General features: G+C 68.2%; 21 protein-coding genes. 9 read left to right on the plus strand and 12 right to left on the minus strand.

Going from position 1 to position 21,482, the window contains the following annotated elements; all coding sequences use genetic code 11:
* Window positions 1–33 precede the first annotated feature (33 nt).
* The 3 genes from K368_RS0108450 to K368_RS0108460 form a co-directional block, all read right to left on the minus strand.
* Entirely contained in the window at window positions 34–1,113 is a 1,080-nt protein-coding gene (locus K368_RS0108450; RefSeq protein WP_027172003.1) for an ROK family protein, read from the minus strand.
* Window positions 1,114–1,264: 151 nt separating this feature from the next.
* The gene (locus K368_RS0108455) at window positions 1,265–1,648 is read right to left on the minus strand and encodes a hypothetical protein (RefSeq protein WP_027172004.1); all 384 of its coding nucleotides are present in this window, start codon (window positions 1,646–1,648) and stop codon (window positions 1,265–1,267) included.
* Window positions 1,649–1,687: 39 nt separating this feature from the next.
* A complete protein-coding gene (locus tag K368_RS0108460) occupies window positions 1,688–2,116 on the minus strand; it encodes a response regulator (RefSeq protein WP_027172005.1) in 429 nt (142 codons plus the stop codon).
* Between the two features lie 209 nt (window positions 2,117–2,325).
* Between K368_RS0108460 and K368_RS0108465 the strand changes: the two genes are divergently transcribed.
* From K368_RS0108465 to K368_RS0108485, 5 genes are all read left to right on the plus strand, one after another.
* Window positions 2,326–2,997 (plus strand): YoaK family protein, encoded by a 672-nt coding sequence (locus K368_RS0108465; RefSeq protein ID WP_027172006.1) that lies wholly within the window; start codon window positions 2,326–2,328, stop codon window positions 2,995–2,997.
* 14 nt (window positions 2,998–3,011) lie between these two features.
* On the plus strand, window positions 3,012–4,019 hold the full coding sequence (locus K368_RS0108470) for a WD40 repeat domain-containing protein (RefSeq protein WP_027172007.1): 1,008 nt from the start codon (window positions 3,012–3,014) through the stop codon (window positions 4,017–4,019).
* A 7-nt stretch (window positions 4,020–4,026) separates the two neighbouring features.
* Complete coding sequence (locus tag K368_RS0108475; protein ID WP_027172008.1) at window positions 4,027–4,293, plus strand: hypothetical protein; 267 nt, start codon at window positions 4,027–4,029, stop codon at window positions 4,291–4,293.
* A gap of 149 nt (window positions 4,294–4,442) precedes the next feature.
* Window positions 4,443–4,961 carry a DUF2937 family protein gene (locus K368_RS0108480; RefSeq protein WP_027172009.1) on the plus strand — a complete coding sequence of 173 codons (519 nt, stop codon included), beginning with the start codon at window positions 4,443–4,445 and terminating at the stop codon, window positions 4,959–4,961.
* A 126-nt stretch (window positions 4,962–5,087) separates the two neighbouring features.
* Window positions 5,088–6,359, plus strand: a complete 1,272-nt coding sequence (locus K368_RS0108485; protein ID WP_027172010.1) for a hypothetical protein — start codon at window positions 5,088–5,090, stop codon at window positions 6,357–6,359.
* Window positions 6,360–6,465: 106 nt separating this feature from the next.
* Here K368_RS0108485 and K368_RS0108490 read toward each other — a convergent pair whose 3' ends face one another.
* Window positions 6,466–6,885, minus strand: coding sequence for a metallopeptidase family protein (locus K368_RS0108490; protein WP_027172011.1), 420 nt, complete (start codon window positions 6,883–6,885; stop codon window positions 6,466–6,468).
* Entirely contained in the window at window positions 6,882–7,610 is a 729-nt protein-coding gene (locus K368_RS0108495) for a pyrimidine 5'-nucleotidase (protein ID WP_027172012.1), read from the minus strand. Before K368_RS0108495 ends, K368_RS0108490 begins: the two co-directional genes overlap by 4 nt.
* 565 nt (window positions 7,611–8,175) lie before the next feature.
* Here K368_RS0108495 and K368_RS25550 point away from each other — a divergent pair.
* A complete protein-coding gene (locus K368_RS25550; RefSeq protein ID WP_051439816.1) occupies window positions 8,176–11,913 on the plus strand; it encodes an EAL domain-containing protein in 3,738 nt (1,245 codons plus the stop codon).
* A 20-nt stretch (window positions 11,914–11,933) separates the two neighbouring features.
* Here K368_RS25550 and K368_RS0108505 read toward each other — a convergent pair whose 3' ends face one another.
* Window positions 11,934–12,374, minus strand: coding sequence for a response regulator (locus K368_RS0108505; protein WP_027172013.1), 441 nt, complete (start codon window positions 12,372–12,374; stop codon window positions 11,934–11,936).
* Window positions 12,371–13,492 (minus strand): histidine kinase dimerization/phosphoacceptor domain -containing protein, encoded by a 1,122-nt coding sequence (locus tag K368_RS0108510; protein WP_036266112.1) that lies wholly within the window; start codon window positions 13,490–13,492, stop codon window positions 12,371–12,373. Before K368_RS0108510 ends, K368_RS0108505 begins: the two co-directional genes overlap by 4 nt.
* 424 nt (window positions 13,493–13,916) lie before the next feature.
* On the opposite strand from K368_RS0108510, the gene K368_RS0108515 reads away from it, so the two are divergent.
* Together K368_RS0108515 and K368_RS0108520 are read left to right on the plus strand one after the other, a co-directional pair.
* Window positions 13,917–15,116, plus strand: a complete 1,200-nt coding sequence (locus K368_RS0108515) for a patatin-like phospholipase family protein (protein WP_197030997.1) — start codon at window positions 13,917–13,919, stop codon at window positions 15,114–15,116.
* Between the two features lie 138 nt (window positions 15,117–15,254).
* Entirely contained in the window at window positions 15,255–16,880 is a 1,626-nt protein-coding gene (locus K368_RS0108520; RefSeq protein WP_027172016.1) for an ABC-F family ATP-binding cassette domain-containing protein, read from the plus strand.
* Window positions 16,881–17,246: 366 nt separating this feature from the next.
* On the opposite strand, the gene K368_RS24275 is transcribed toward K368_RS0108520, so the two are convergent.
* Window positions 17,247–17,375 (minus strand): hypothetical protein, encoded by a 129-nt coding sequence (locus K368_RS24275; RefSeq protein WP_018045197.1) that lies wholly within the window; start codon window positions 17,373–17,375, stop codon window positions 17,247–17,249.
* A gap of 152 nt (window positions 17,376–17,527) precedes the next feature.
* On the opposite strand from K368_RS24275, the gene K368_RS0108530 reads away from it, so the two are divergent.
* Window positions 17,528–18,775 (plus strand): nucleoside transporter C-terminal domain-containing protein, encoded by a 1,248-nt coding sequence (locus tag K368_RS0108530; RefSeq protein WP_027172017.1) that lies wholly within the window; start codon window positions 17,528–17,530, stop codon window positions 18,773–18,775.
* A 10-nt stretch (window positions 18,776–18,785) separates the two neighbouring features.
* On the opposite strand, the gene minE is transcribed toward K368_RS0108530, so the two are convergent.
* From minE to minC (K368_RS0108550), 4 genes are all read right to left on the minus strand, one after another.
* Window positions 18,786–19,091 (minus strand): cell division topological specificity factor MinE, encoded by a 306-nt coding sequence (minE, locus tag K368_RS0108535; RefSeq protein ID WP_027172018.1) that lies wholly within the window; start codon window positions 19,089–19,091, stop codon window positions 18,786–18,788.
* The gene (gene minD, locus K368_RS0108540; RefSeq protein ID WP_018045194.1) at window positions 19,088–19,903 is read right to left on the minus strand and encodes a septum site-determining protein MinD; all 816 of its coding nucleotides are present in this window, start codon (window positions 19,901–19,903) and stop codon (window positions 19,088–19,090) included. Before minD ends, minE begins: the two co-directional genes overlap by 4 nt.
* 14 nt (window positions 19,904–19,917) lie before the next feature.
* Window positions 19,918–20,616 (minus strand): septum site-determining protein MinC, encoded by a 699-nt coding sequence (gene minC / locus K368_RS0108545; RefSeq protein WP_027172019.1) that lies wholly within the window; start codon window positions 20,614–20,616, stop codon window positions 19,918–19,920.
* A 121-nt stretch (window positions 20,617–20,737) separates the two neighbouring features.
* Window positions 20,738–21,430: a septum site-determining protein MinC gene (gene minC / locus K368_RS0108550; RefSeq protein WP_027172020.1), complete on the minus strand. Its 693-nt coding sequence runs from the start codon at window positions 21,428–21,430 to the stop codon at window positions 20,738–20,740.
* Window positions 21,431–21,482 lie beyond the last annotated feature (52 nt).

Genomic DNA, 21,482 nt, shown 5'->3' on the forward strand with positions numbered 1-21,482 from the left:
ACACCGCGCGTCGAGAGACGCGCGGTGTGCTCCTCAATGCACCGTGTCGGGAAGCCGCCGGTTCGTGAAGCGGGCATTGCCGAGGCCGGTACCGATGGTGAGCACGCCCCACCGCGCGACGCCCCTCATGTCCGACATGGCGGAGAGGCCCTGCACCACGGCATCGTTGTGCATCAGCACCACGGTGTCGTGATCCCCGATGGTGGGGATGGCGTCCACCAGCCGTTCGGCGAGGTTGAAACGGCTGCTCTCCCAGTCGCCGGGCAAGTTCTGTCCACCCCGTTCGATGGTCCCGTCGGCGGCGATGACGCCCGGGCACCCGACTCCGATGAAGGGGGCGAGTTTCAGGCGCGAGCGCTCGGCCCGCGAGATCAGGTCGTTCAGCATCGCGATCAGGCGGTCGACCGCCTCGTCGCGGCTCGGGGCCGGGTCCTCGTCGCGGTGGCGCCAGAGCTCCGAGCGCCAGATCTCGGCGCGCGACAGGTCGGAGGCCTTCTTCAGGTTCGTGGTAACGACCCCCGCCCGGATGTTGCTGCCTCCGATATCGACGGCGAGCAGGCTGTCGTAGCCGGAAAAGATCCAGGACGGCGCGAGGTGAACTGCCCCGATCAGCCCGGCCTCGTCCGGATGATGGCGGATGGGTTCGAGGTTCAGGGCGAGGCCGCCGGCACGGAGGACCACGCTGGCCCTATCGATGGCGAGCCGTCCAGCGAGGCTGTCGCTGAAACCGCCGCCGACGACGATGCTCTGCGTATCGCGCCACCCCTTCTGACGCAGGAAGCGCCGTACTACGGTCGCGAGTTCCTGGGCGAATTCCTCGATCGCGCCGAAGACCACGCCAGCGGCCAGCGGGGGGCCGTCGATCAAGAGATCGTCGAGGCGCCGCTTACTGAAATCGTGGCTCGCCTTCGCGCCCAGGGGATCGGGGCCGAGCTTGCGTAGCTTCTCGCGCCAATCCTCGACGAGATCGCGGAAAGCCTTCTTCGATACGCGGTCACCGACGAAGCCCTCGCCATTCTTCAGTTCGATGTTGTAGTCGTCGAGGATGACCGAGGGCAGGTCGCTCGGCGCGTGGGAAAGGCTCGATCCACGCGTTACCGTATCCGTGCCCATGCTCGATCGATCCTTTCAGAAAGAGAGTAATGCCGGCCGTCAAGGTCCGGCCGCACTGGCCCGCCGAGAAGATTCGGCATGGCCAGCGGTGCAAGCGTTCTCGTCGCGCGGGTGTTCCCTCGGCGACGCGTTCCACATCTCGCGAGAGGGGCTACTTCGACTTGGCGGGAACGGTCTCGCCGGGGGGCGCCTTCGGTTGGCGGGCCTCCATCAGGTCCTCCGCCTTCTCTTCGTCGGTATCGCCACTCTGCTCGATCGCCTTCTCGGGGTTGGTGGCAAGCGCCTTGATGATCGCGACGAGGCGATCGCACTCGCCCTCGTACTTGTACGTCTCGAGGATGATCGCAGCGTCGCGCAGGGTGCGCAGGTCGCGCACCGCCTGCTTGTTGGCAGTCTCTCGAAGCTCGGACTTGTCGGCGATAGCCTCTTCGAGCTTCGCCCCCTTCACGTCGCACGCGGCCTTGGCGTTTCCTGTCGTATAGGCGCTGAGCGTCGTGGCGAAGAGGACGAGAGCGGTGGCGAGCAGGGTACGCATGGGGGAGGGGGCTCCGGGAGTGATGGGGCGCGGTTGCGCTCAGGCGTAGTGGGGGAAACGGCGCAGGAGGCCATTGGCGAGGGCGATGAGCTGGCTCGGGCGGTAGGGCTTCGGCACGAAGATTGATTCCGTCACCGCATCCGCCTGCGAGAGGCTCCCACGTCCGCCCGACGTGTAGATGACCGGAAGGTTCGGACGCAGGCGCCGCGCCCGGCGGGCAAGGGAGAGGCCATTGGTGTTGCGGGCCAAATCGATATCGGTGAAGAGCAGATCGACCCGTTCCCGAGCCAGGATGTCCTCGGCCTCCTCGGCATCGGCGGCGCTGAGGACGCGATAGCCTTCGTCGATGAGAGCTTCGACGGCTAGTTCGCACACCATGGCTTCATCCTCCACCACCAGAACGGTTTCGGATCCGCGGACGGAGCCGAAGTTTGGCAGCGCAGAGGCAGCGTAAGCGACAGGGATCATGACGCAACTCCAACTCACCCGGGGCGGGACGAGAAGCCCGACGCCGGATCGTCACACCAACGGGAGTGGCGGCCGCGATGTTCGGTCCCGTTCACTCGAATTGCGCGGACTTGGTAAGCAATGCCTTAACCCTACCGGACCGGCCTCGGTCGTCCCGGGACGGAATGGGGCGGCGGGACAGCGCACGCTCCCATGAGCCGGACCTTGTCATGAGCCGGACCTGGCATCTCGGCTTCGGCCTTGTCCTCACCGCGCTGGCCGGCTACGTGGACGCCCTCGGGTTCATCCGGCTGGGCGGCCTGTACACCTCGTTCATGAGTGGCAACACCACCCAGTTCGCCGTGGCGATGGGGCACGACACGCCCCTCCTGGCGATCCTGCCGGCTCTTCTCATATTCGCTTTCTTCCTCGGCAGCCTGTGCGGTGGCGGGCTCTCGGCGCTGACCCCGGCCCGGTGGAGCACCTCGGTTCTCCTCGGCTTCGAGACCGTCCTGATATCCGGCGCCTATCTCACGGCGGTGGAGGACCCGAGCCCCGGCCACGCCTCGCTGCTTCTCGCCCTCGCCATGGGCGCGCAAAACGCCGCCCTCGCCCATGTCCAGGGGTTCCGAGCTGGCACCACCTTCGTCACGGGGGCGCTGTTCAGCACCGGCCAGAAGCTCGCTTCCGCGCTCGCGGGGCGAGGACCCCGCTTTGGCTGGGTGGGCGACGGCCTCGTCTGGCTCTCGCTGCTGTGCGGTTCACTGCTCGGGGCGGTCGCCTATGGCCGCTTCGCGTTGTATGCCCTCGCCATTCCCGCCGGCATCGCCGGTTGTCTCACCCTGGTCGCGACGGTCATGACGGTGCTGAAATCGGCGCCGGACGCTGCGTCTGCGTCCTGAGAGGTTCTTAGCCGATGAGCGCCAGCGCTCCCTCACTCGTCGATCACGTCGTTCCGCTGGAGGCGGGTGCCCATGTCTCTGGGGCCGTCTGGCTGAAGGACGTCCTGGCCCTGGCGCTGGGCGATGGCGCCGTGATGCTGGTCGGCCCCCACGAGACGCGGCGCGTGGAGGCTCATCCAGATGCCGGCATCCTGGTGGCGTCGGGCGACGGCCGGCGGATCGTGACGGGCGGCGACGACGGTCGCATCGTGGCCGTCGCGGCCGATGGCGACATGACCGAAGTGGCCGTCGCCAAGGGCGGGGCCTGGATCGACGCCCTGGCGCTCCATTCCGATGGCGCCATCGCCTATGCCGCCGGCCGCAACGTCGTCGCCCGCGACGCCAAGGGCCGGGAGAAGGTCTTCGCCGCGCCCACGACGGCGCGGGGGCTTGCGTTCGCGCCCAAGGGCTACCGCCTCGCCGTGGCGCATTACAATGGCGCTACCCTCTGGTACCCGAATCTCGAGACCGCCCCCGATTTCGTGGAATGGAAGGGCTCGCATCTCGACGTCACCTGGTCACCGGACGGCCGCTTCGTCGTGACGACGATGCAGGAGAACTCGCTCCACGGCTGGCGCCTCCAGCCCGACCGCGGCCACATGCGGATGTCGGGCTATCCCGGCAAGGTCCGCTCGGTGAGCTGGTCGGGGGACGGCAACTGGCTCGCCACGAGCGGCGCGGAAGCCGCCATCATCTGGCCGTTCGACTCGAAGGAAGGCCCCACCGGCAAGGCGCCGCGCGAATGCGGCATCCGCCCGGCCCGCGTCACGCGGGTGGCGTTCCACCCCAAGGCCCTGGTCCTCGCCATCGGCTACGAGGACGGCTGCATCCTGCTCGTGCGCTTCGCCGATGCCTCGGAACTGCTGGTCCGGCCCGCCACCAAGGGCGGAGCGATCTCGGCCCTGGCCTGGGACGGGCGCGGCGGCCGGCTCGCCTTCGGCTGTGCCGGCGGCATGGCCGGCATCCTGACGCTGCCGGGTTGAGGCCGGGATGGCGCTCTTTGGCCTCGGACGCCGACGCGAACCGGCCGACGATACCGCGCGACGCCGGGTCGAGGCGTGGATCCGCGCCCTCATCGAGCCCGAATCCGTGGTGAAGATCAACGAGATCCTGTGCCCGGACCCCTCCTGTCCCGGCCTGGAGACGGTCATCCTCGTCATGAGGCCGGGGCGGAAGACGCAGGCCGCGAAGGTGGCCAAACCCCTGGCCGAGGTGACGCGGGCGGAGGTGCAGGCCGCGTTGGCGGACGTCCCCTGACCATTCGGGAACCGCCACGAGGCCGCCCTTTCGTGCGCCATCCGACCGCTTGGGAACCGCCATGAAGCGGCCCTTGATGCGCCATCCGGCCATTCGGGAACCGCCACGCGGCTCGGCCTTTTGTCTGACGACGTCATGAGGGATGAATCGTGCTGCGTGTGATCCGGACCCTTGGCCTCGCCCTCGGCATCCTCGGCGGCATCGTCGCCGCGCAGGGGCCTGAATTCGCGCAGCAATATGCGCAGCGGCTCGGAGGCACCCTCGACGAGTTGCGACGCTCCATCGCCGCCCTCGACGCGGACGCCGCCGCGAGCGGGACCAATCGTCAGGGGGCCGTCGACCGCCTGCGCGGCAACGGCGACGCCCTGGTGGCCCGTCGCGGCGAAGCCGCCCGTGCCGATATCGAGCGCTTGCAGCGTCTCGACGCGCAGAAGCTGGCTCTGACCGAGGCGGGTGGTCCCATGGGCCGTTTCGCGGCGCTGCTGCGCGACCCCGACATGGCGCTGGCCCGCGCCACCTACCAGGATTACGTCCCCGCCGTCCCGGCGAGCGCCGACGGGATCATCGCCGGATTCCTTGGATTCCTGGCCACCTGGGCGGGCTGGCGCGTACTGACGGATGTCGGCCGGCGGCTGGCTTCGGGCCGGCGACAACCGAAGGCCGCATGAATGCACGCGGCGGAGGAAGCACGGGTGTTGCACGACATCTACAGCCCGCACCGGCTCCCTGCACTACGACTCGACCGGTAGCGCACGGGCGGACTCGTGGCGCCGTCGAACGGCTGCAAACGCACCATGGCCCGCGCGTCCACCTCACGACCCTCCATCGACCCGGCCCTCGACGCGGCGGCCCTGCTCCGGCGCGTGGGGTTCTTCGGCCTGTTCGTCCTGCTGCCCGTGGCCGCGCAGGTGGCCCGCCGCGCCACGGTGATCCTGGCCCCCATCGCCATCGCGCTGATCGTCATCGCCAGCGCCATCGACGGCAAGCAGCGGTCGCTCCGGGTGACGGCAACCCGCATGCTGACGTCCACGGCGTTCCTGGCAGGGGGGCTGGTCATCCTCTGGTCGGCCCTGTCCCTGGTCTGGACGCCGTTCCTCGGACCGGCGACGGAGCGTCTGCTGAACCTCACGGCCACCATCCTGATGACCCTGGCCGCCTATCTCGCGCTGCCGGACCGGATGCGCTCGGCCAACCTCTACCTGCTGCCGCTGGGCGTCATCGCCGCGTCCATCGTCTCCATCGTGTTCGGGCTGTTCGGCGACACGCTCCTGCGCAACATGCCCGAAGACCAGAGTTCGGTGGATCGCGGGCTGACGGTCCTCGCCCTGCTGGTCTGGCCCTCCGTGGCGTGGCTGCGCTCGCGCGGGCGTGACCTGGAGGCCCTCGGCACGGCCATCCTCGTGGCTTTGGCCCTCTCGATCTCGCCGAACGTGACCCGGATCCTGGCGCTCGCCGTCGGCGCGGTGGCGTTCGCCCTCACGACCTATCGCCCGCTCGTGGGCGTTCGCGCGGTGGCCCTGATCTGCGGCGGTCTGCTGGTGAGCGCGCCGTTCCTGCCGTTCATCGCCCGGCCCATCGGCATCGTCGCCTTCGGTCCGACGGCGCCCGGCGTCCTCACCATCAAGGCGTGGCAGAAGGTGGTGACCACCGAGCCGGTCCGGCTCGTGACCGGGCACGGGTTCGAGACCGCCTCGCGCGGCCGGTTCGTGAACCTGCTGCCGAGCAATGCCCCGACCACGATGCTGTTCGAACTCTGGTACGAACTCGGGATCGTCGGCGCCTTCGCCGCAGCCTTCGCCCTCCACGCGGCGATCCGGCATAGCGGCCGCTCGGCCACCGCCGCCACGCCCGGCGCGATCGCACCCGGAGCGATGGCCGCCTTCGCCAGCGCCTTCACCATCGCCTGTATCGGCGTCGGCCTGACGGTGATCTGGTGGGTCACGACGCTGACCATCACGGTGCTCGTCTTCATCGCCGTGGAGCGCGGGCAGTTCCGCACCCGTCGCCCGAAGGCCAGCCTGCTCAGGCCGCGGGCGGCGAGCCCGCGCCCCGCCAACGACGATTGACCGCAAGCGGCGCTGACTTCCACCGATGGTCGTCCTCGGCGCGTTCGGCGGAGACTCGCCGCCGCGCTGGCAGACGATGATGACTCACCACCGTCTGGGTATGACGTCAGTCTTCCGCCGCCGCCTCGATGGCAGTCATGTCGTCGTCGGACAGACCCATATGGTGGCCGATCTCGTGGACGAGGACATGGGTGACGAGGTGGCCGAGGGTCTCCTCGTGCTCGGCCCAATAGTCGAGGAGCGGCCTGCGGTAGAGCCAGACCCGGTTGTGCAACTGCCCGGTCGCCACCTCGCCACCCTGCGCCAGGCCGATGCCCCGGAACAGGCCGAGCAAGTCGAACTCGCTCTCGCATTCCATCTCGCGAAGCGTGTCGGCGTCGGGAAAATCCTCCACATGGATCGTCACGCCCTCGCACGAAGCGAGGAACTCCGGCGGCAGGCGAGCCAGGGCGTCGCGCGCCAGGATCTCCACGTCGTCGAGGGAGGGCGCCTGGAGATCGGACCAGTTCCGGACGGAAGCGGTCATCCGAGGACCGGGAGCACCCGCTCGCCCAGGAAGGCGGCGAGGTCGTTGGTGATGTGGTCGATATGCGGCTCCTTCACCGCCTCCTGCTCGAAAGCCTCGCGGAACGGATCGATGGTGCGGGGCACGACCAGGACCGTCGCCATCCCGATCTCGTGGGGCACGACGAGGTTGCGGGCGATGTCCTCGAACAGGGCCGAGCGGTACGGGTCGACCCCGTGCCGGTCGAGGAACCGCTCGTAGGTGGAACGCTCGGGCTTCGGAATGAAATCGGCGGCGGCGATATCGAACACGTCCTCGAAATGGTCGAGGATGCCGAGCCTGGCGGCCACCTTCTCGGCATGGCGCCGCGAGCCGTTGGTGAGGATCAGCTTGCGGCCCGGAAGCCGCTCGATGGCGTCACCCAAAGCCGCGTCCAGGCGGATCGTCGAATGGTCGATGTCGTGGGCGAAATCGAGGAAGTGGTAGGGGTCGACGTTCTCCTCCACCATCAGCGCCTTCAGGGTGGTGCCGTAGCGATGGTAAAAATGTTTCTGCAGCGCCCGCGCCGAGATCCCGTCGAGCCCGTAGAGTTGCATGACGTACAGGGTGATCCGCTCGTCGACCTGCGGCCAGACGAGGGCGTCGCTGGGATAGAGCGTGTTGTCGAGATCGAACACCCAGGTGTCGACGCTCGAGAAGCCACGGGAGCCAGCGCTGGAGAGATGGCTTTCGCCGGGAAGGAACAAGGCGGCTGAACGGGGTTCGAGGCGGCGGGACCGGTCCATGACCGATGTGGTCGGCAACGGTTACGATGAAATTGCGCCCTGCGAAAGGAAGCTCGGCCATTCGATCGGGGCAATCGCCCGAAGCGCGTGTCCTGGCCTTCTCGCCGGCCTCAGTCGTCGGCGCCCGCCTCCGCGGGCTCAGGCTTTCGCTCCGCTCGGGGCTCTTCGCGACGAGAAGCGGCTCACAGGGCTTCGAGCGATCGCCCTGGCCATTGGATCCCTCCCGGTGACGAAACGGCCGTACGGCCGTTTCGCGTTCCCTTGCCGCATCGGCCGAATGATGGTGGCGGTTCGAAGGAAAGGGTAGGAGTATCGCAAGGTTGATCCGTGTAACGTACACCGCGAAACGTCCGTGACGCAGTGTCGATCGACGCCATCGGCAGGACGGATAGCGTCGGCTTGCTTTCCTGGATGGTGCGACTTGCAAGATCAGGCACACGACCGAGGCGACGGGGAACGGAAGGGTGCCGTCGGGGCGGAGTCCAGGCACCCGAGCGATCGTGACCCGGATCCTCATCTCGACGCCGTGTGCCGCACCGCTTCGGCCCTGTTCCGCGTTCCCATCGTCCTCGTCCCCCTCATCGACACCGAATTTCCCGCGCCGAAGGCGGGACCGGGCACCGGGGGAGCGATGCCGGGGCGCGCCGATGCGTTCGTCGGACAGGCCTTCGCGGACGAATCCGACGGGCCGGTGGTGATCCGCGATCTCCTCGCCGAGCCCAAATTCGCCGACCATCCCCTGGTGACGGGTGAGCTCCGGGCCCGGTTCTACGCCGGCGTGCCCCTCGCGCTCCGCCCCGGGCACCGGACCGGCACGCTGTGCCTGATCGACACCGTCCCGCGTCCCGACTTCACGGACGAACACCTGGTCCAGCTCGAGGATCTCGCCCTCATCGTCACCGGCCACCTGCGCCTCCACGAAGCCAATGCGGAGCGCGAGGCGGAGCTGCGGGAGCGCCTGCGCGTCGCGACCATGCTCACCCGCCGCGAAGCCCATCTCGAAGCGGCCTTGGCATCCCAGCGCATGGCCGAGGAGATCGCGGGCTTCGGACATTGGCGCATCGACGTCGTCGAAGCCTGCGTCGAATGGTCGGCGGGGATGGCGCGGATCCATGGCCGCGCGCCCGCGGATCTCGCGCGCATCCCCCTCGACGAGCATCTGGCCTTCTACCATCCCCAGGATCGGGAGCGTGTCCGCTGGCATCTCGACGATGCCGTGGCAGGCTCGGGGGCGTTCGCGCGCGACGATTACGAACACCGGTCGCGCATCATCCGCCCGGGCGGGGATTGCCGGGTGGTCGCCGAGCGCGGAATCGTCGAACGGGATCCGGACGGGAGCATCCGGGCCATCTCCGGGATCTGCCTCGACGTCACCGATCTGGCCCGTTCGGACCAGCATCTGCGCGAGACGACGGACCTCCTGCGCGTCACCCTGGAGAGCATCGACGAAGGCCTCGTCATGGTCGATGCGGACGACCGGGTCAGGGTCCATAACGAGCGCCTGAACCTGCTCCTCGACCTGCCCCAGGGCATGCTCCACGACGGTGTCCCCTTCGACGACCTCCGCCGCTACATCGACGAACGGGACGGTTCGCTGCCGGCGACCCTGGACAGGCGGGTCCGCGACGCGAAACGCGATCACGGCGAGGCGGGTGCCAGCGGCGAGCACCTGCAACGGGATGGGACCCTCCTCGAACTCTGCGGCGTGCCGCTGGCGGACGGCAGCACCGTCTATACCTTCGCCGACATCACCGCCCGGCACAGGGCCGAACGCTCGCTCCGGGAGAGCGAGGCGTCCTACCGACTGCTCGCGGATTTCCTGCCCCAGATGGTCTGGATCACGAACGATCGCGACGACACCACCTACTGCAACCGCCATTTCGGGCGCTATTACGGACGGCTCGTCATCTCCCTCCCGGAGCGGATCGAATTCTATCACCCGGACGATCGCATCCGCGTCCATGGCGAAGTCTGCGAGCGCCGCGACGCGTGGCAGGATTACGACTTCGAGATCCGCATCCGCCGCGCGGATGGCGTCTACCGCTGGCACAAGATCAGCAAGCGCCCGATCCGCCTCCTCGACGGCGAGCCCGGATGGCTCGCCACGGCCCTGGACATCGACGACATCATCACCGCCAGGATCGCGCTGGAGCGCACGGGCGACCTGCTGCGCCTCGCCCAGGATGCGGCGGAGGCGGGGGTCTGGGAGTGGGAGGTGGCCTCGGGCCGAATCTGGCAGTCCCAGGAAAGCGCGCGGATGCAGGGATTGCCCCTCGATGAGGCGGATCCGGCCGCCGGCCTCCTGATGACCCTGGCGGAGTGGGAGCGCAACGTTCCGGCCGAGGACTTGGTCCGGGTCCGGGCGGAGGCGAGCCGGGCCATCGCGACGCGCACCAACCACAGGGTGGAATTTCGCGTCCTGCACCCGTCGACCGGCGAATGCCGCTGGTTCCAGGGTTTCGGCCGCGCCGTCCTCGACCCGGATACGGGCGAGGTCTGCCGCTTCGTCGGCATGAATCTCCACATCACCGCCCGCAAGGAGACCGAAGAGGCGTTCAAGGCGAGCGACGCACGCCGCCGCGTGAGCGAGGAGCGGCTGGCCCTCGCACTCGACAGCGGCCGGGACGGCATGTGGGATGCCGACTTCCAGACCGGCCAGGTCTGGTTCTCCGACCGGGCTCAGAACATGCTCGGCTACGCGGCCGGCGAGTTCGGCCGGTCCTTCGACTACATCAACTCCCTGATCCACCCCGACGATAGGGACGGTTGCCGGCAGGCAGCCGTCGTGCATTTCGAGGGACGGCAGCCGACCTTCGAGATCGAGGTCCGGGTCCGCACGAAGCCGGGAGGCTACATCTGGCTCCTCGCCCGCGGCAAAGTCGTCACCCGCGCCCCCGACGGCACCCCAATCCGTTTCGTAGGAACCCATATCGACATCACGGCGCGAAAGGAGGCGGACCAGCGGATCGCCCATCTCGCCTGCCACGACGCCCTCACCGGGCTGCCCAACAGGTCGATGTTCCACGGCCGCCTGGAACAGGCCCTCGGCTCGGTGCGAAGCGGCAGTGGCGCGATGGCGGTCCTCTGTCTCGATCTCGACCGGTTCAAGGCGATCAACGACACGTTCGGACACGTGGCGGGCGACATCCTGTTGACGATCGTCGCCGAACGCATGAGCGACGTCCTGAGGCCGTGCGATATCGTCTCCCGCCTCGGCGGCGACGAGTTCGGCATCATCCTCGTCAATATCCGCGGGGTCGACGAGGCAGTCGAGGTCGCCCGCAGGGTGATCGACGCCATCGCGCAGCCGGTCAAGCTGAACGGACACCTGGCCAATATCGGGATCAGCATCGGCATCGCCCATGCCCCGGCGGACGGACTCGAGGCCGATCCCCTGCTGAGGCATGCCGATCTCGCGCTCTACCGGGCGAAGGCCGCCGGGCGGAACACCGCCCGCGTCTACGAAGCCAGCATGGACGCGGCGATCGAGGAGCGGATCCAGCTCGAATTCGAGCTGCGCGAGGCCATCCTGCGCCGCGACCTGACCCTGCATTACCAGCCCGTGGTCGATCTCGCGACCGACACCGTGAGCGGCGTCGAAGCGCTGATGCGCTGGCCCCATCCCACCCGCGGGATGATCCCACCCTCGACCTTCATCGAAATCGCCGAGGAAACCGGCCTGATCGTCGAACTCGGAAACTGGGCCCTGCACGAAGCCTGCCGCGAGGCCGCGTCCTGGACGCATTCGGCCCGGATCGCGGTCAACGTGTCGGCGGTGCAGTTTCGCGAGCCGGGTCTCGATCAGTGCGTGATCATGGCCCTGTCGGCGTCCGGCCTCGCGGCGGACAGGCTGGAGCTCGAGATCACCGAGAGCGTCCTCATCCAGGATACCGAGGCGGTGATCGCCTGCCTGCACCGCCTGCGCTACCTCGGCGTCCGCATCGCCCTCGACGATTTCGGGACGGGCTACTCCTCCCTGAGCTACCTGCGGCAGTTCCCGTTCGACAAGATCAAGATCGACCGCTCCTTCATCCGCGAGATCGCCGACCCCGACACCGCCGCCATCGTGCGCGCCATCGTCGGGCTCGGGGAGAGACGCGGAACGACGATCACGGCGGAGGGCGTGGAGACCCGGGCGCAGCTCGATCTCGTGCGGGCGGAAGGATGCAACGAGGTCCAGGGCTTCTTCTACAGCAAGCCCGTTCCGGCGCGGGACCTGCCCGGTGCCGTCGCCAGGTTGTCACGCGCCGAGAGAGCGGCCTGACGCGACGGGACGGCGCGGAGTCAGCCGGCGAGACTGTCGAGATAGCCGGGGGCGAGCCGCAGGCCCAGCGGCAGGGGCGAGACCGGAGGCGGGGTCCGGATGCATTCCTCGAGGAAGACCATCGTGTTCCCGATGATCGCCTCGGAGAAGGGCTTGGCGATCACGGCCACCGCACCGGCGAAATCGTCGTGGAAGCCACTGGCATTCGCGGTGAGGAAGACCAGCATCATCGCGGGCTCGTCCGCCAGATGCTTCGCCACGTCGAGGCCGGAGGAGCCGCCCTTCAGCTGCAGGTCGATGAGGACGATGTCGGGCCGGGTCCGCCGGGCCACCGCGACGGCGTCCCTGGCGGACACGGCCGTGCCCACGACCTCGTGACCCGCCTCTTCGAGCAGGATCTCGAGCTGCATCACGATCAGGGCTTCGTCTTCGACGACGACGATCCGAAGAGGTTCACTCACGTTGGCTCCCTATGGCCCGTCCCACCGCGGGGCAGGCGGATCTCGATCCGGGTCCCGGGATCGGCCGGGTGCCAAGCGATATCGGCATTCAACTGGCGCACGAGACTTTCGATCAGGCGCTTGCCGAAGGTGCGGCCGCCGACGACGTTCACCGGCATGCCGATCCCATCATCGGCGATCGTGATGCGGATCTCCCCGCCCTCTGGCTTGACGGAGACCGAGAGCCGGCCGCCCGCGTCACGCGGGAAGGCGTGCTTGAGGGCGTTGGTCAGCAGCTCGTTCATCACCAGGGCCACCGGGGGGGCCTGTTCGACGGCGACCTCCACGGGGACGACGTCGACATCCAGGTCGATCCCCTGCCGCCCGGAGCCGCGCACCAGATCGACGGCGAGTTCCTGCGCGAAGGCGGCGACGTCGAAACGCTGGACGTCGTTGGACTGGTAGAGACGCTTATGCACCGTGCCGAGGGCCTCGACGCGGGCCAGCATGGATTTGAGCGAGGCCTTGGCATCCGGGTCGGTGATGGTCCGCGTCTGCAGGGTGAGGAGCGAGGCGATCATCTGGAGGTTGTTCTTCACCCGGTGGTCCACCTCGTGGACCAGCATCGTCTTGGCCGCCAGCGCCTCAGTGAGCTCCCGGGTGCGCTTCTCCACCTCGCGCTCGAAATGCAGCTTCTCGTTGCGCGTCTGCATGAGCGTGTCGATCCGGTCCGTCACGTCGAGCTGCGACGCGAAGAAATACACGGTCTCGCCCTCGTCGCTGCTCACGGGGCTGACGTAGAGCGCGTTCCAGAACTGGCTGCCGTCCTTGCGATAGTTGAGGATGTCGATGGCCACGTCGCGCTTCTCCGCAATCGCGTCGCGGATCTGACCCACGGCGTCGGGATCCGTGTCGTCACCCTGCAGAAGGCGGCAGTTCCGGCCCATGACCTCGGCGCGGCTGTAGCCGGTCATCCTGAGGAAGGCGTCGTTGACGAAGACGATGGGATTGTCCGCCTGCCGCGGATCGGTGATCAGCATCGCCATGCGCGTCGCGCGGATGGCCGCCGCGAAAGGGTCGCCCCTTCCGTGCTCGGCCCCCAATCGGTCTGTGAGGTGCCAGGCGTCGTCCGCTTCCATTCTGCCTTCCCGTGTTGCCCGGCGCGTCTCGCCGCCAGGGCGAATGTCGTCGGCCACGACGAAGAAGCTTCGCCGTCGCAAGGAATCGCACTGCCTCGTCATGACGTCGGGTTATGCCACGCGAATGACGAGAGTCGATGTCGTTTTAAGGTGATATCAATGACATAGGGAGGCTCATCCATTCGACAAGCTTCGGTGTGCCGCAGCGTTCCAGTCGTTCGATGGTGATTGCGCGGAACGTGTGTCGGAACACCGCCTTAAAACCGTTGCTGATCCATCACTCGCGGTGCCGATCGGGTTCGCCACAGCCGGCGACGATTGCCCGTCATTGCCCGGAACGGTAGAATGGCCAAGCTCGTTATCGTTGAGCTTGACGCTCCGTACGCCGATGGCGACGCAGGTCGAACGCCAGGAACACCCCGCCATGTCGACATTTCGCCGGTTCGGATGGGTCAAGGGCGCGGCCGCTCTCGTCATGGCCGCGCAGCTGGCCGCCTGCGGCTCGATCCCGCGCGTGGCCTATACCGCCGACCAGGCCTCGGCGGCGGTCCCGGCCGGCATGGATCTCACCGTTCGCGCCTATGCCGACGCGTCGGAGAACACCTTCACCGAAATGGTGGCGCGGCCGGAGCGCTCGAAGCGCGCCTTCGCTTATCTCGCCCTGTCGGGCGGCGGCGGTGACGGTGCCTACGGCGCCGGTATCCTCAACGGCTGGTCGGAATCCGGCAAGCGGCCCGAATTCGCCCTCGTCTCGGGGGTGAGCACCGGCGCCCTGATCGCGCCCTTCGCCTTCCTCGGCTCGGCCTACGATTCCACCCTCACCGACATCTACACCAGCGGCGTCGCCTCGACCCTGGTGCAATCGCCGAGCGTGACCAACATCGTGTTCGGATCGGGCCTCTTCGGGGACGGACGTCTCCGCGACCTCGTCCGCCGCTACGTGACGTCCGATCTCCTCGCCGCCATCGCCGAGCAGCACGCCAAGGGCCGCCGCCTCCTCGTGGTGACGACGAACCTCGATTCCCAGCGCGCGGTCATCTGGAACATGGGCGCCATCGCCGCCAATGGCGGACCCAACGCCGTCGCGCTGTTCACGGACGTGCTGACGGCCTCCGCCAGCATCCCCGCCGTGTTCCCGCCGCAACTCCTCGATGTGCAGGCGGAGGGAAGGGCGTTCCAGGAGATGCATGTGGACGGGTCGGTGGTGACGCCGGTCTTCACCCTGCCGCAATCGTTCCTGCTGCGGGACAACCGCCTGCGCGCGGCGGGCAAGACCGACATCTACGTCATCATCAACGGTCGGCTGGAGCCGGAATTCAACGTGGCGGAGAACAACACGCTGTCCATCGTCGAGCGCTCGTTCACCACCGCGAGCCGGGCGCGCAGCCGCGCGACGCTGGCGGCCACCTATGCCTTCACCCGCGGCAGCGGCATGGGCTTCAACCTGACCTATATCGACGAATCCGCGCCGAACACCACGACGGCGAAAGGCTTCGACACCGGCTACATGCGCCAGCTCTACGAGAGCGGGCGGGAGACCGGCCGGGCCGGAACCTTCTGGCGCAAGAGCGTGCCCACCGCTCCCCTGGTTAAGGCGATCGCCGCCGGCGTCGAGCGGAACTGACGGGCAGGCGCCATCCCCCCGGCGGGGTGGTGCCCTGCGCCGCCCGCCCTCGCGCTCGTTGCTGCACTGCGATAGGAGTGGCTCCATCCCCCGTGTGGCCACCGGCCCCGCATCTCCCTTGCGTATGGCCGCTGACCCATGATCCAGATCGAAGACCTCACCTTCAGCGCCTGGGGCCGGCGCTTCTTCGATCGCGCCAGCGTCGCGGTCCCTCCCGGCTCGAAGGTCGGCCTCGTGGGGCGCAACGGCGTCGGCAAGTCGACCCTGTTCAAGATCATCCTCGGCGAGTTCCAGCCCGATAGCGGCGCCATCCTGCTGCCGAAGACCGCCCGCGTCGCGTCGGTGGACCAGGAGCACCCGGCGACGCCGGTGAGCCTGATCGACACGATCCTCGCCGCCGATCTCGAACGCGAAGCCCTCAACCTCGAACTCGAAACCGCCGAGCCCGAGCGCATGGGCGAGATCTACGGCCGGTTGATCGAGATCGACGCCGACCGGGCTCCGGCGCGGGCGGGCGAGATCCTGGCAGGTCTCGGCTTCTCGGTGGAGGACCTGACCCGGCCGATGTCGGAATTCTCCGGCGGCTGGCGCATGCGCGTGGCGCTCGCCGCGGCGCTCTTCGCCGAGCCCGACATGCTGCTCCTCGACGAGCCCACCAACTACCTCGATCTGGAGGGCGCCCTGTGGCTCGAGGCGCGGCTCAAGCGCTATCCGCATTCGGCGCTGATCATCAGCCACGACCGCGAACTCCTGAACAACTCGGTGGACGCGATCCTGCACGTCGCCAACGGGAAGCTCGAGCTCTACACCGGCGGCTACGACGATTTCGAGAAGCGCCGGGCCGAGAAGGCCCGCCTCCAGGCCTCCACCAAGATGAAGCAGGACGCGGAGCGCGCCCATCTCCAGAGCTTCGTCGACCGGTTCAAGGCGTCGGCCTCGAAGGCGGCCCAGGCCCAGTCGCGCATGAAGCGCCTCGCCAAGATGGAGCCCATCGCCACCACCATCGAGGAGCATGTGGCGCCATTCCACCTGCCCTCGCCGAAGCGTCCCCTGGCGCCGCCGTTGATGCATCTCACCGATGCCACCATCGGCTATGGCGACGACGAGCCGGTGCTGCGCGACCTCAACCTGACCCTCGACGTCGACGACCGGATCGGTCTTCTCGGCGTCAACGGCGCCGGCAAGTCGACCTTCGCCAAGATGGCGGCCGGCGCCCTGAAGCTGCGCGACGGGCGCATGGTCCGCGAGGGCAGGGTGCAGGTCGGCTGGTTCCACCAGCACCAGATCGAAGCCCTCGACCCGAAGGATACACCGCTCGCCATCATCCGCCGCGAGCGGCCGGACGACAGCGAATCCGGGCGTCGGGCCAAGCTCGCGAGCTTCGGCCTGGCCTTCGACAAGCAGGAGACCACGGTGGACGCCCTGTCGGGTGGCGAGCGGGCGAGACTCCTGCTCAACCTCGTGGCGATGCAGGCGCCCCACCTGCTCATCCTCGACGAGCCGACGAACCATCTCGACATCGACAGCCGCCGGGCCTTGCTCGACGCGCTGAACGATTACGCCGGCGCCGTCATCCTCATCACCCACGACCGGTCGTTAATGGAACTCGTGGCCGACCGGCTCTGGCTCGCCGCCGACAGGACCGTGAAGCCCTTCGCCGGCGACATGGACGACTACGCCCGCTTCGTCCTCGACCGCTCGAAGACGGGAAAGACCGCGCCGGGCCAGGGCCGGGAGAAGAAGAACAAGCGCAAGGCGGCTTGAACGACAGGTTGAACCGCCCGTCATCCACCCCACTCACCTCATCCTTCGAGACCGCTCGCGCGGCACCTCAGGATGGGGTCCGTGTTAGGAGGGTGAGACGGTTTCGTGTCGGGGCGGATACGGCGCACGCTTCTTCGCCCATGCGGCGCGACGGCATTCGCAGAGGTCGCGGGATGCCCTCCTGCCCCTTGTGGGGAGGAGTTGGAGGTGGGGGTGGTCCCGCTAGCCTCGGCCGAGTGAGGGTCGCCCGACCACCCCCACTCCTAACCTCTCCCCACAAGGGGGGAGAGGGACGCGGTCCGCCTGCAAGCGCGGATGGGAGAACCCAGTAGCCCCGCCTGCGGACAGAGGGGATTTTTACCGTACTTACTTCCGCAGGATCTTCGTCACGAGGCGGCCGATCGGGTTGCTCGAATCGTAGTTGCGGTCGTCGCGGACGACGGGGCGGTTGTCGTTGCCGAGAAGCTTGGTGACGAGGCGTCCGATGAGGCTCATGGCTGTTTCCCTTCAAACCGATTATGCGCCGCATTACGGCGCAGCTTGACGGTCAACACGCCGGACGTCCTCCCGTTCCGGATGAAACCCGACATGATGCGCGCCTGCCCCGGCATCGACCTTGCTCCGGGTCTCGCAAAAGGCGAGGGCCGATGATCGACAGACTGTTCCATGCCGGAGCGAGCCTCGCGCTGCTTCTCGCCGTCGCGATCCTGTTCTCCATCAACCGCCGGGCGATCCAGCCCCGCGTCGTGATCGCGGCCCTCGCCCTCCAGGTGGCGATCGGGGCGATCGTCCTGTTCGTGCCGCTGGGGCGGCAGGCCCTCGATGCGGCCGCCGCCCTGGTGCAGACGGTGCTCGGCTATGGCGACCGCGGCGTCCTCTTCCTGTTCGGCGGCCTCGTGGAGCCGCGCATGTTCGAGCTGTTCGGCGGCAGCGGCTTCATCCTGGCCCTGCGGGTGCTGCCGCAGATCCTCTATGTCTCCGCGCTCATCGCCATCCTGTATCATCTCAAGGTGATGCAGACCCTCGCCCGCATCATCGGCGCCGGCTTGCAGCGGGTGATCGGCACCTCGCCCATCGAGACCTTCTCGGCGGTCATCACCATCGTCATCGGCCAGAGCGAGATCGCGGTTGCCCTGCGGCCGTTCCTCGGCCTGCTGACCGGGGCCGAATTGTTCGCCGTCATGTCGAGCGGGGCCGCCTCCACCGCCGGCTCGATCCTGGCCGGCTACGCGGCGCTGGGCGTGCCGATGGAATACCTGCTGGCGGCCGGCGTGATGGCGATCCCCGGCGGGCTCCTCTACGCCAAGATCCTGATGCCCACGACGGAGCCGACGCGGGTGACGACGATGCGGGTCGAGTTCGCCGAGACGCGTGCGGTGAACCTGATCGAGGCGGCGGCCGACGGCACGCAAAAGGGCCTCGTCATTGCGGTCTCGGTGGGAGCCATGCTGATCGCCTTCACCGGGCTCATCGCGTTGCTCAACGGCATCGCGGGATGGGGCGGCGGGCTCGTCGGCTATCCGGCCCTGAGCATCGAGGGTGTGCTCGGGCTCGCCTTCGCGCCCCTGGCCTGGCTGATGGGTGTGCCCTGGAGCGAGGCCGGTCTGGTCGGCGGCGCCATCGGGCAGAAGATCGCGTTCAACGAGTTTCTGGCCTATGCCCAGCTCTCGCCGACGCTGAAATCGGGCGCCCTCGACGCGCGGACCACCGCCATCGTCTGCTTCGCCCTGTGCGGCTTCGCCAATCTCGCCTCCATCGCGATCCAGCTCGCTAGCTTGGCGAGCCTCGTCCCCGAGAGGCGGTCCGAGATCGCGCGCTACGGAATGCGCGCGATCCTGGCCGGTACGTTGTCGAACCTGACGAGTGCGACCATCGCCGGGCTGTTCATCGCCTGACGGGACGCGGTCACGCGGCCGCGCGCTTGGCCTTGGACGCCTTGGCGGATGCCGGGGCGGCCTTGGCCGGAGCCGTCACCGGGAGTTCGATGTCGACGCCGAGCGTCGACATGTCCTGGCCCCGTTCCAGGCGGATCTGGACCTTGTCCCGCTCCACCGTGACATGCTTGGCGATGACGGCGAGGATCTCCTCCCGCAGGATCATCACCAGATCGGAGCCGCCGGCCCCGGCCCGCTCATGGGCCAGGATCAGCTGGAGACGGTCGCGTGCCGTCGGGGCCGAAGCGCGCTTGTTGAAGAGGTTCCGCAGGCTCATGCCGCCCTCCGGGTGAACAGCTTGTTGAGGAGGGACTTCTTGTCGGACGGCACGGTCATCGGCACCGTATCGCCCTTCAGGCGGCGGACGGCGTCGATATAGGCCCGGGCCGGGGCGCTCAGCGGGTTGTTCATCGTCACCGGGCAGCCGACGTTGGAAGCGCGCAGGACTTCGAGGCTCTCCGGGATGATGGCGAGGAGCGGGATCGAGAGGATCTCGAGCACGTCGTCGACCTTGAGCATGTCGCCGCGGTCGGCGCGGGCGGGGTCGTAGCGGGTGAGGATGAGGTGTTTCTCCATCACCTCGCCGCGCTCGGCCTTCAGCGTCTTCGAATCGAGGAGACCGATGATGCGGTCGGAATCGCGCACCGAGGAGACTTCCGGGTTCGTGACGACGACGGCGAGATCGGCGTGGCGCATGGCCAGGGTCGCTCCGCGCTCGATGCCGGCCGGGGAATCGCAGATCACCCAGTCGAACTTCTCGCGCAGTTCTTCCATCACCTTGGCGACGCCCTCGTCGGTGAGGGCATCCTTGTCGCGGGTCTGCGAGGCGGGCAGCAGCGACAGGTTCTCAAGCCGCTTGTCGCGGATCAGCGCCTGGTTGAGCTTGGCGTCGCCGTTGACCACATTGATGAGGTCGTAGACCACGCGCCGCTCGGCGCCCATCACGAGGTCGAGGTTGCGCAGGCCGACGTCGAAATCGACGACGGCGACGCTCTGTCCGGCCTGCGCGAGTGCCGCGCCGAGAGCCGCCGTGGTGGTCGTCTTGCCGACGCCGCCCTTGCCAGATGTAACGACCAGAACCTTGGCCATGTTCGTATCTCTCCTTAATCCAAGGTTGCCATTTTGATGGAGCCGCTATCGAGCCAGATCTGCACGGGTTTCCCGCGCAGGGTCGTGCCCATGTCCTCGGCCGTGCGGACGAGGCGATCGATCCCGAGCAGTTCGGGCTCGAACTTGCGGCAGTAGATTCGGGCGCGGGGGTTGCGGGCGGCACCGGCGATGGCCCGGCCGCGAAGCGCCCCGTAGACGTGGATCGAGCCGCCGGCGAGGATCTCGGCGCCGGAGGCCACCGAGCCCATGACGGTGACGTCACCGGTGGGATGCGTGATCGACTGGCCGGACCGGACCGAGCCCTCGATCATGAGGGACGTGGTTTCCGGCTCGGCATCCTTCGGGATCTCGATGCCGATGGTGGGCCGTCCATCTATCAGGAGCGGGGGCAGGGCGAGGCCGTCGAGCATCGTCGTTCCCGCCAGGGTCGCCGCCGCGCCCTCGATGCCGAGGATGCGGATGCGGCGGGCTCCGAGATCGGCCAGGACCTTGCCGAGCACGTCCGGGTCCGACCCGAGCGCCGCGATGTCGAGGATGAGGGGGCGTCCGTCGAGGAGGGTCGGCGAACGCTTCAGCGAGGCATCCAGATCGGCGAACCAATCGGGAAGCGGAGCCTCCGGGGCCAGGACGAGCGCCTTGAAGGCGCGGCCTCGAAGCTGGACGGATCGGCGGGATGGAGGGGCGTGTGTCACGGGCTCTCGCGATTCCTTACCGAACCATTGACGTCCCTTATGGTTACCGGTTGGTTAACGAGCGGGCTTTCCGTGATCCTGTGAGCCGATAATCCTGCAATCCCGGGTTCCTGTGACGGCGCTACTCCAGCGCGGCGACCTTGATCGCATCCCCTTCCAGGCGGATCTGCGCCGGTTGGCCCCGGCGGTCCGGCCCGAGATCGTCGGCCGTCCGATACAGGCCGTCGATGGCGAGCAGTTCGGGCTCGAACTTGCGGCAGGTGATGCGGGCATCGGGATTGCCGGAAGCGCCCGCGATGGCCCGCCCCCGCAACGCCCCGTAGATGTGGATCGAGCCGCCGGCGATCACTTCCGCCCCGGAGGCCACTGATCCCATGATGGTGATGTCGCCGTCGAGATGCAGGATCGTCTGGCCCGAGCGGACCGGCTGGTCGAGGATCAGCGAGCGGGGCGGGCGCGGGGGCTCGGCGGGGGCCGGCGTGTCCGGCGTGGCGACCTCGTCCACGGGCCGTCCTCCGGCCGGGGCCGGGGGCAGCCCTTCTCCGAGGCTTCCGGATTTCGCCCCCTCGATCCCCATTACCGTGACGTCCCGCGCCTTGAGGTCGCTCACTAGGGCGGTGAGATCCGCCCGGTCGAGGCCGAGGCCGGACACGTCGAGGATGACCGGACGGCCGACGAAGAAGGCCGGGGATCGGCGGGCCAGGGCGTCGAGATCCTCGAGCCAGTCGTGCACCGGTGCCGAGGGAGCCAGCACGAGGGCCATGAACGAGCGGCCACGGAAACGGATCGGGGGGCGGGAATTCGGCTGTGTCACGCGGTGGCGTTTCTGTTGTTCCGGGATCAAAGGACGGCGTCGCGGGAGACCA

The sequence above is a fragment of the Methylobacterium sp. 10 genome, assembly GCF_000519085.1.
Taxonomy (GTDB): domain Bacteria; phylum Pseudomonadota; class Alphaproteobacteria; order Rhizobiales; family Beijerinckiaceae; genus Methylobacterium.